We start from the raw sequence: 6,173 nt of genomic DNA, 5'->3' as shown, positions 1-6,173 counted from the left end.
TCCTGGGACGGCATCGAGGGCGCGACGGCCGGCTCGCCTGCCGCGCCGCCCGCCCACTCCCGTTCCAGCGCCCGGACCTTCCGCTCGGCGCCGTCACGGGCCTGCTGGTTGGTCCACCACAGCTGGTGTACGACGAGGAGCAGCACGACGACGCCGAACGTCACGGCCGCCTCCGCACCCGCCCACAGCCCGCGCGCCGCCAGCGCGCGCCCCCGGCCGGCGCCCTGCACCACCACCGGATTCCGCCGCCGCTTCCGCTCCCGCACGGCGCGCACGATAGGGGCAACCCCGCCAACTCTCCAGACCCGTACCGGAAGCGACGTACGCCACACTCTCCGCGGCTGCCCACCGGCCGCAGGGCCGACGAGACCGGCCGGACAGGCGCGTTCCGGCCACCGCGCGGGCTCGCCGCTCGCCGCACCGGGCCGCAATCTCGGCCCGCACTTCGGCCCTCGCGGCTCCGGGGCCCTCTCACCCGCACCCCGTACAGCAGTACGGTGTGGACCATGCGCCCCGACACGCCTGCCGATCACGCCGATCACACCGCCGAAGCCGAGCGCCTGCTGCGTACCGCGGCCCAGTACCCCGAGGACCAGGAGCCGCTCTTCCTCCAGGCCGCCGCCCACCTGGAGCTGTCCGGCGACCGCGCCCGCGCGGCGACGCTGTACGACCACCTCCTGGCGAAGACCCCCGACAACCCGCCGCTGGTGAAGGCCCTCAAGGCCGCCAACCTGTGGGAGTACGGTCACGAGGCGGAGGCCCGCGCGATCATCGACGGCATCCGCGCCGCGGCCCCGCGCGAGGCGGCTCCGTGGGAGATCATCGCGGAAGCCCTGGAAAGCCACGACGAACTCCACGCCGCCCACGACGCGTTCACGACCGCGCTGAACCTCCTCATCGACCCGTCGGAGGAGATCCCGTACACGGCGCACTCGCTGCTGACCGGCCGCCACCGCGTACGCCGCATGCTGGGCCTGCCGCACGACGAGTGGGACGCCACGGCGGACACGGTGAACGCCGGCCCGATCGCCCTCGACGAGCTGCACGATCCGAAGCGGCTGTGGTCGCTGGGGTCGGAGAACCCGGCGGAGCTCCGGGCCGAGATCGCCCGCCTGCGCGCCGAGCTGGGCACGTACCGCACGGCACTCTCCCGCCCGTTCCCGGTGGCGATGCTGCACTGGCCGCAGGAGGAGCTGCGCGAGCTGCTGACGGCGTACCCGGGACTGACGACGGACTACCCGACGCACGAGGCGCACCTGAACGCGATCGAGTCGGCCCTGCGGGACCTGTCGTCGACGGGCACCCGGAACCTGGGCATCGTGCGGGGCACGGTCCCGTCGTACGAGGCGTTCGCCGCATCGGAATCAGCGTCCCCCGCCGACCCGGACCTCCTCCCCCAGTACGCCACCACCCTGGCAGCCCGAGGCCGAGCCACCACCTGGCCCCCGGCCCGCAACGCCCCGTGCTGGTGCGGCTCGAACACCCAATACCGCGACTGCCACGGCACTCCGGACCTTCGATGAACCCTCCGCGCCGCTGGACGCAACGCCATGGGCACCACTGAGCCTCACGGCGAGGCACCGGGTGGGGCAGCCGTCCGGCACAATGCGCGGGTGCCCCACCCCATCCCTTCCTCCGCCGCCGTTTCGGCCCGCATGAGCCGCCAGGGCTCACGCGACACGGCCGCCGAGATCGCCGTACGCAAACTCCTCCACGCCGCCGGTCTGCGCTACCGCGTGAACGTGCCGGTCCCGGGGATGCCCCGCCGCACGATCGACATCGCCTTCAGCCGCGCCAAGATCGCAGTCTTCCTGGACGGCTGCTTCTGGCACGGCTGCCCGCAGCACGCGACGCATCCGAAGGCCAACGCCGACTGGTGGCGAACCAAGCTGGACAAGAACATGACCCGCGACCGCGAAACAACGCAGCACCTCGAAGCACAGGGGTGGACGGTGCTGCGCTTCTGGGAGCACGAGAGCGCCGAAACCGTTGGCCGCGCAGTGGAGCAGGCACGGAGAGAAGCCACGTAGCCGAGCCGCCCCAATGATCAGACGAATGCAAACTCGGCGGTCACTGCCTTCTCTCCACCTGCCCGTGCCCCTTATAGCGCTCATGCGCGTGCGGGCATCACCTCACATTGCTGTGCCCCATCGAAGCGACAGCTCTTCACATCCCGACACTTGTTCACATCACCCCGTTGCCTCTGCGCGCCTGGTGGAATACGAACCCAGTTGCGCGGATTGCGCATAGGTAGGGGTGCGGCCCACCTGCGAACGAGGCCAGCTCCACGCCTCACCGGAGTTCGATTCGGCTACCCTTCCTGCGCCCCTTGTTCCAAGCATCCACGACGAGTCTGTAACAGGTACTGATCCGCGAACCAGTACCGCTGTTATGCATCCCACCACCGGACGCCTGGGCATGCACAGTGCCGATCCAGCCCGCAGCATGCCCAGCCTTGGCGATCTTCTCTGCCAGCAGAGCATCATCGTCGACCACATCACCATGGCGTCCGAGAAACTCGCTGACCCCGCTCAGGAGCACGCCATCCCATGTCGACCGGTCGCGGCCCCATGCCTTCTCCACCACCGTCAACGTACGGTCCAATGTCACCTGTCCGTGTTCCTGCGTGATACGCAGGACGCCAGACACCGCACCAATGGAGTTTGTCGAAGAGGCACCCAGCTCCAGGTTGTGCTGCTGAAGAACCGCATATGTGTCAACGAACAGTGGTACACCGGCTGTCAAACCGACCTTGAACTCGTCCAGCGCGCTCGGCTTGGACGATTCTCTGTTCTTGATCAGGAAAAGGATCGCCTCTTCCTGCTGACTCAGGCCGTGATGCACCTCAGCCATTATCTTCTCGATGCCTAGAAACTGACACGCGTAGTGGCGATGCATCCCATCGACGATGTACGTGTCACCGTTGGGCCGCCGAGAGACGACGATCGCCCCCATAGCCTCCTTGACAAGCCCCTTTGCGATGGCTTCGGCACGCCGTTTGTTCAGTGTGCGCTGAGCCTCCACATCAATCTTCAAGCTGTTTACAGCCAGCTCGACGCCGTACTCAACATCGTGATCCGGCAACTTGTAGTCGTACCGCTTCTTCGCCATGGGTCCCCTCCCATTAACCGCACACGCGCAGGCTCAGCACGGAACGCAGGCGTGCGTGCCTGCCAAAGTACGACTGGTCAGGTCACCGCGTCTACCTACTTCAACCGAGTCGCCGTGCACCAGCAGAACATGAGAGGCAAGGCATCCGGACGGGCACCTGGCCGTCCGACGCGGGCGACTGGCCCATCGGACATCCACCGGCGCTCCTCACCTCAACTCCTGCACATATGGGCCCGTTGCGAGGAAGGGCCAAGTTCTGATGGAAGGCCAGCGCAGCGCGACCATCGGTGGAGGCAAGCTCTCGCGTCCGACGACGCAGCCGGTGATGGACACAGGCTCCCCTAGCGGCGCTCTGGAGTCTCGGGCAGACCGAGGGAAGCCACTTCTACGATCCCCGTGGCCGCCATCGGTCAGATGTGCAAGCGACGTGGGGCTTGGCAATCACGTGCTGTGCAAGTGCACCGGCGTTAGCAGTAACACCCGCCAAACGCTGCAACCTCCAGCGCGCCCACCTGCACAGGCGTGCACAACGAGATTCGCGACCGGGTACACGTCACGCCCAAGCGCACCGCTATGTGGTGTCGGGGGCACGCGTTCGACGCATCTCAAGCCTCCGCAAGCTGCCGCCGAAGGGAAAATTCGACGCATTGGAACGGACATCCCGAACGCGCACGATCAGCCAACCAGTCGAGTTGGCCATCACGAAGGGGTTCGATGTCCGTCCAAGCGTGCCGTGCCGGGGCTATAAGGGTCTCGGGAGAAGAGGCCGGACAGCCATCTATGTGGCGGCCATCGACGGGCGCAGCTACAAGAGCTTCGAGGTACTGCGCTGCAGGCCGTACCTTTTCCAGCGGGGCGCAACCGGTAGCCCTTGCAGAGCGATTGAGTGCTGCGACTCTTCGGAGGCGACCATGGCGGTGGCAGCCCCAGAAGTTGCTGCACCATCCCTCGGATCCCTGGAAACAAAGGGCGCCGCCAATCCTAGGATGGATCGGTGAAGAGGCAGCTGGGGAGACCTCTTACTGCGCATCTGTTGTTTCCGATCAGGAGCGCCAAACCTTAATGAACTGGCCAGGGAAGCAAAGATCCGAGAGTGACGGCGTACGCTCACCGATCCGATCACGCAGTCGTTGAACCTCTCGCTACCCTTCGAAGACGAGGGCGTCAGGGACGATCATACAGCGCCTGAAGGCTCAGGCACTGGACCTCAGCGCCTCGACCGCACTCCTGGATCAGGCTTCGAGGAGCTTTGACGGACCACTACGGCATCCACTGGATCAAGTCCTTCTACAGCGGCGGCAGCGGGACCGAGTACGTCGAGGTGTCGGCTTTTTAGCGGGTGCGCTGCCGTGCGTGATTCGGAGGTGCCTGATAGGGCGCGTCTTGCCGTCCGGGACGAGGCCCGGGTCAGTTTCGGGCGGGCTGTGCGATGCGGCGGTCGAGGCGCTGAGGTTGAGCGTGGGGTGTCGTCCTCGCGGAGCAGCCGAGGGGGCTGCCGGGCTGATCGTGGTGACCAGTCCGGCAGCCCGGTCATTCGCGGTGCGGACGAGAAGTGGCTAGCGGTGGTGCTTGTTGAGGGTGGCCAGGAGGAGGTTGGGGTTCTTCATGGTGAAGAAGGCGGCGCTGGGGATGTAGACCGTCTTTCCGTGGATCGCCACCGACGTGGGGTTCGAGAGGCCGTCGCGTGCGGTGAGGACGATCTCGTGGGTGCCGTTGGGGCGTACCGCGGCGACCTCGCTGCTGTAGACCAGCGCGGCCAGGACCGTGTTGTCGCGCCCGGTGAACTCGAAGTCGTCGATCCCGCGCAGGCCCGTCGCCCTGGTCTCGATCGGGCCGGCCGTGCTGTCCTTCTTCACCGGGATGCGCAGCAGCAGGCCCTTGTCGACGTTGGACACCCACACCGCGCCGTGCCGCACCTTGACGCCGTTCGCACCCAGCGCCTCCGCCGGTGCGGTGGGGGGCTGGAGCTTGGTGCCCGTGGCCCACGCCGTCGGCTTGGCGCAGCCGCGGGAGCCGACCTTCGTCGGGGTGCGCCACACCGTACCGAGCACCGAGTCGGCCGCGTAGAGCACACCGTGCCGCTCGTCGAGCGCCAGGCCGTTGGGGAAGCCGGTCTTCGGCAGGCACGCGATCTGCCGGGCCGTGTGCGTCTTCGGGTTGACGCGCCACACGCCCGTCAGCTTGGTGCCGGTCGCGTAGTTGACGTACAGGGTCCCGTCCTGCGCCCGTGCGATGCCCGTCGCGACCGGGGCGCCGGTGACCGGGGCGTCCGGGCGCGTCACCGCGGGGAGTTCGGCGAGGATGCGCGGTTCCTGGTGCGGGGCGAGACGGGCGATCTGGCGGGCGAACGCGAACGTCACGTTGGCCGAACCGTCGGGCTCCAGCGCGATGCTCTCCGGCGTCTGCCCCGCGGCGAAGTCGAAGTGCTCGACGACCCGGGGGTCCGTCAGCGTCGGGACTTCGGCGGCGGTGGGAGCCGCCGCGAGCGCCGCGAGGGCGACGGCGGCCGTGGCGATACCGACCAGACGTGGGAAGCGGGGCATGGGGCTCCTCCGGCTCGCGCTCAGGGGGCAATCGGTGCGGGAGAGACTCGCGGGCCCAGAAGATCATGACGGGTCGTCACTTCCGTGGTGCCGGTCCCCGGTGGGACTAGAGATCGCCCGCGTGGCCGATATGGGGTGATCGATACGGCGCGGGTGGTCCAGGTCCAGTGGTCCGGGACGGGGAGGGCGGTCCAGGTCCGGTCGTCCCGGCCGGGCCGAGTGGTCCAGGTCCAGTGGTCCGGGACGGGGAGGGCGGCCAGGTCCAGTGCGGACCGGGTGGCCCGGGTCGGCCGTGCGCGCGCTCGCGTGGATGAGACCGGCGGGCGGGCCGGGCCGCCGTTCGCGCCCGCCCTGGGCGACACCGCGCGGGCGTGCCATGCCGGGCCGCCGCCCGGCATGGCCGCCGCCGCCCGTTGAACGTGCCGGGGCGTCCGTACGTACTTACCGGCAACTCCCCCATGGGCTGGGCGTGTGACCGGCGACAGGCGGTCGCACGCCCAGCGCGGGTGGGGTGGGGTG

The 6,173-nt window shown here is 68.3% G+C and carries 4 protein-coding genes and 1 pseudogene; 2 read left to right on the top strand and 3 right to left on the bottom strand.

Going from position 1 to position 6,173, the window contains the following annotated elements; genetic code table 11:
* Nucleotides 1–266, bottom strand: a pseudogene (locus E2E34_RS29800) (class E sortase); the annotation flags it as partial.
* A gap of 240 nt (nucleotides 267–506) precedes the next feature.
* Between E2E34_RS29800 and E2E34_RS29795 the strand changes: the two are divergent.
* Nucleotides 507–1,523 carry an SEC-C domain-containing protein gene (locus tag E2E34_RS29795; RefSeq protein WP_138904980.1) on the top strand — a complete coding sequence of 339 codons (1,017 nt, stop codon included), beginning with the start codon at nucleotides 507–509 and terminating at the stop codon, nucleotides 1,521–1,523.
* 132 nt (nucleotides 1,524–1,655) lie between these two features.
* A complete protein-coding gene (locus tag E2E34_RS29790) occupies nucleotides 1,656–2,030 on the top strand; it encodes a very short patch repair endonuclease (RefSeq protein WP_138904981.1) in 375 nt (124 codons plus the stop codon).
* A gap of 262 nt (nucleotides 2,031–2,292) precedes the next feature.
* Here E2E34_RS29790 and E2E34_RS29785 read toward each other — a convergent pair whose 3' ends face one another.
* Nucleotides 2,293–3,111, bottom strand: a complete 819-nt coding sequence (locus tag E2E34_RS29785; protein ID WP_138904979.1) for a DUF6551 family protein — start codon at nucleotides 3,109–3,111, stop codon at nucleotides 2,293–2,295.
* Between the two features lie 1,556 nt (nucleotides 3,112–4,667).
* On the bottom strand, nucleotides 4,668–5,654 hold the full coding sequence (locus E2E34_RS29780; RefSeq protein ID WP_138904978.1) for an NHL repeat-containing protein: 987 nt from the start codon (nucleotides 5,652–5,654) through the stop codon (nucleotides 4,668–4,670).
* Nucleotides 5,655–6,173: the final 519 nt, after the last annotated feature.

Source organism: Streptomyces albidochromogenes (assembly GCF_005981925.1).
Classification (GTDB): domain Bacteria; phylum Actinomycetota; class Actinomycetes; order Streptomycetales; family Streptomycetaceae; genus Streptomyces; species Streptomyces albidochromogenes.
The sequence above is the reverse complement of the archived record's forward strand: the minus strand, read 5'-3'. Positions and strand labels throughout refer to the sequence as shown.

Coding starts and splice junctions, on each gene's coding strand:
- E2E34_RS29795 (WP_138904980.1), top strand. CDS start 507: ATGCGCCCCGACACGCCTGCCGATCACGCCGATCACACCGCCGAAGCC.
- E2E34_RS29790 (WP_138904981.1), top strand. CDS start 1,656: ATGAGCCGCCAGGGCTCACGCGACACGGCCGCCGAGATCGCCGTACGC.
- E2E34_RS29785 (WP_138904979.1), bottom strand. CDS start 3,111: ATGGCGAAGAAGCGGTACGACTACAAGTTGCCGGATCACGATGTTGAG.
- E2E34_RS29780 (WP_138904978.1), bottom strand. CDS start 5,654: ATGCCCCGCTTCCCACGTCTGGTCGGTATCGCCACGGCCGCCGTCGCC.